The 1,342-nt window shown below is 59.7% G+C and carries 1 protein-coding gene and 1 pseudogene; both read right to left on the minus strand.

The window, feature by feature from the left end; all coding sequences use genetic code 11:
* Positions 1-88: 88 nt before the first annotated feature.
* Positions 89-406, minus strand: a complete 318-nt coding sequence (locus AACY11_RS28200; RefSeq protein ID WP_339464392.1) for a DUF2590 family protein — start codon at positions 404-406, stop codon at positions 89-91.
* Positions 403-1,342, minus strand: a pseudogene (locus tag AACY11_RS28205) (phage tail tape measure protein); the annotation flags it as partial. The gene AACY11_RS28200 and the pseudogene AACY11_RS28205, both read right to left, overlap by 4 nt.

Here is a 1,342-nt window from a genome sequence, read left to right on the forward strand (position 1 = left end):
TCCACCTCCTTTTCCCACGCAGCCTTTAACCCGGCCTCGGTGGTTGGGATGCCGGCGTCGGCAATCACCTTTTTAAAATCGACCTGGCTCACAGACTTACCTCAATCGAACCGAATTTCAGGGTTTTTGCAGTGACCAGGTACACGCCTGGCTCCTGCTGGGTGATGCGCGCCGTACCGGGCACCAGGCGTTGGTCGTCCTCCACCAACAGTTCCAGTTGCTGGATGCAGTCGCGTTGTCGCAGCCGATCGCGCTCAGCCACCAACGTCACCAGCAGCCCGCTGTCGCGGATCATGTGCGCGATGTCCTGGGCGATGCAGGCACGGTCATCGATGAGGCGCGGCTGATGCGACGGATCCAGCGCCAAGTCGTTGTCGATGATCAACAGATCGACGTACTCGCTCACCCACCCACCCCCATTGCGAGCATGTTTTCCAGCTCCAGCGGGTTCATCGGTTTGGCGGTTTGAATATTCACGTTCTCCACATGCGTGCCCTTGTTCTGGCTGCTGTTGTTGTTCTGAATGCTCGTCAACAGGCCATCGGGCGGCACCGCTGAAGGGCGCGCCGGCGAAAGGCTGGGGATTGCCGCGTTGATGGTCTGCTGGGCTTTTTGCGCGGCGTTGGCGGTGTCGGCGGCATTGGTCGCCGCGTCGACGCCGGGCACTTCGGGCATGCCGCCAAGACGCGCCTCGATGTTCACGCCAGGGATGTTGTTCATCAGCTCGATCAGGCTGTTGATGGCCTTCTGAAAAACACTGACGATGCTGTCCCACGCGGTCTTGACCATGCCTGACCAACCACCCACGGAGCTGAACCAGTCGGACAGCTTCTGGAATTGCGCGGCGACGAACTGGAACGCCGCCGTGTTCATCAGGGCAGACGTCCATTCGTCCCAGTAGTAAATCGCGACGGCAACGATCGCCACCAGGACAGCGATCCCCATCACGATGACGCCGATCGGGTTGGCCGTCAGGGCAAAGTTGACCAGCCAGATGGCGCCCTGCCACAGCAACATCGCGCCGCGAATAATGCGCAGAGCGGCGCTCAGCGTGTAGATCACGGCGACGTAAGTCAGCATCGCCAGCTTCTGCAAAATGAAGGTCGCGGCAATTCGAAGGTTAAGCAACCGGACGACTTTCCAGACCGTCACCAGACTCAGCCAGGCCATTTTCGAGACGCCCACCACCACGGTCAGCAACGACAGAGCGCCGATAATCACCATGATGGTCAGCGTGGTGATACCGATCACCCGCGTAATGTTTGGGAACAGCGTCGACCAGCGCACCAGGGTTTTGCCGATATCCACCATCTTGTTCATAAACGGGGTCAGTACCGGGATC

This window comes from Pseudomonas sp. RA_105y_Pfl2_P56 (assembly GCF_963970845.1).
GTDB classification, from domain to species: domain Bacteria; phylum Pseudomonadota; class Gammaproteobacteria; order Pseudomonadales; family Pseudomonadaceae; genus Aquipseudomonas; species Aquipseudomonas baetica_A.